General features: G+C 35.5%; 2 protein-coding genes. Both read right to left on the reverse strand.

What is annotated here, in order from left to right; translation table 11 throughout:
* Positions 1-31 precede the first annotated feature (31 nt).
* Positions 32-1,380, reverse strand: a protein-coding gene (locus HT731_RS09195) for an IS3 family transposase (RefSeq protein WP_124788370.1) whose coding sequence is annotated in 2 segments (ribosomal slippage) — positions 32-939 and positions 939-1,380 — 1,350 coding nt in all. Because the reading frame shifts where the segments join, the coding sequence is not laid out codon by codon here.
* Positions 1,381-1,476: 96 nt separating this feature from the next.
* Positions 1,477-1,567: 50S ribosomal protein L33 (gene rpmG / locus HT731_RS09200; protein WP_173278637.1), on the reverse strand; the 91-nt coding region annotated here is incomplete at its 5' end.

The raw sequence follows: 1,567 nt of genomic DNA on the forward strand, positions 1-1,567 counted from the left end.
TGTACTGACCCCAAAAAGTTAGACAATCAATTTATCCGAAGGATTTAGTTCTGTATTGCACAGGACTGAGTCCTTTTAGTTTTACCTTAATTCGTTTATTGTTGTAGTAATCAATATAGTCTACAATAGCTTGTTCCAATTGCTTAAGCGACTGAAACGACTTCTCATAACCGTAAAACATTTCCGATTTCAGAATCCCAAAGAAGGACTCCATCATACCATTGTCTGGGCTGTTACCCTTACGTGACATGGATGCTTGAATTCCCTTACCCTCAAGAAACTGGTGATAAGAATCGTGTTGATATTGCCAGCCTTGATCACTATGGAGAATCGTATTCTCGTAGTGCTTCTCTGTGAATGCCTGTTCCAACATTGTTTTTACTTGTTCTAAGTTGGGTGAAGTTGAAAGATTATAGGCGATAATTTCGCTATTAAAGCCATCTAAAACTGGTGATAAGTAAAGCTTTTGAGTACTTGCTGGAATGGCAAATTCTGTCACATCTGTGTAGCACTTTTCCATTGTTTTAGAGCCTTCAAATTGACGTTGAATGAGATTCTCTGCCTTCTTACCAACATCTCCTTTATGAGAAGAATATTTTCGTTTCTGTCGCATTTTAGCTTGTAAATTGAGTACTTCCATCAAGCGTTGAACTCTTTTATGATTTACCAGATAACCACGATTTCTTAGTTCTAAATGAACCCGACGATAACCATAATTTCCCTTGTGTTCGATAAAAATGGATTGAATTTCATCTTTAAGCTCTTGGTCCTTATCTGGTTTATCTAGCTGTTTCAAGTGATAGTAGTAGGTCGAACGAGCTAGTTTAATGGCTTTTAGAAGAATATCTAACGAAAACTCAGTCATTAATTCTTGAACAATTTCTGTCTTTCTTCTTTCTCTTTTTCCTCCTTCAATCGGAGTTCTCTTAACTTTTTTAGGATAGCATTCTCCGCTCTCAGGTACTCATTTTCTGCTTGAAGACGTTCTAATTCTGTCCTCTCTTCAGGTCTCTTTTTTGGCTTACGTCCCATTTTAGGTACTCTCCCTCTTGTTTTCTCAACAATAGTATACCCGTTTTTCCTGTATTGTGCTAGCCAATTAAGAAGTATCGTACGACTTGGGAGGCCGTATTCAAGAGAAACTCTATCTTTAGTCCAGCCTTCATGTAAGACTTTATGAATCATTTCTTGTTTTAAATCAGGAGAATAGTAACGATTTTTTCCTTTTTTGACAAACTCTATTCCGTAACGATCAATCAATTTAATCATGTATCTAATATTAGAATTGTTTATACCAAATTTATTCGAAAGCTTCTCTAAGCTATATCCTTGTTTTCTAAGTTCATAGATCTGAACTTTATCATCATAAGTTAATTTCATAATAAAAACACCCCAAAAGTTAGATTTTTTCTGTCTAACTTTTGGGGTGCAGTTCAAAATCAGCGTTTTTCTTCTGTATTGATTCGTATTGAATGCTTACTTAACTTCTGTAAACACAACGTGTTTGCGAAGTTTTGGTGAGTATTTCTTCAATTGAAGACGGTCTGGAGTGTTACGTTTGTTTTTA

The sequence above is a fragment of the Streptococcus sp. k-163 genome, from assembly GCF_013277555.1.
Classification (GTDB): domain Bacteria; phylum Bacillota; class Bacilli; order Lactobacillales; family Streptococcaceae; genus Streptococcus.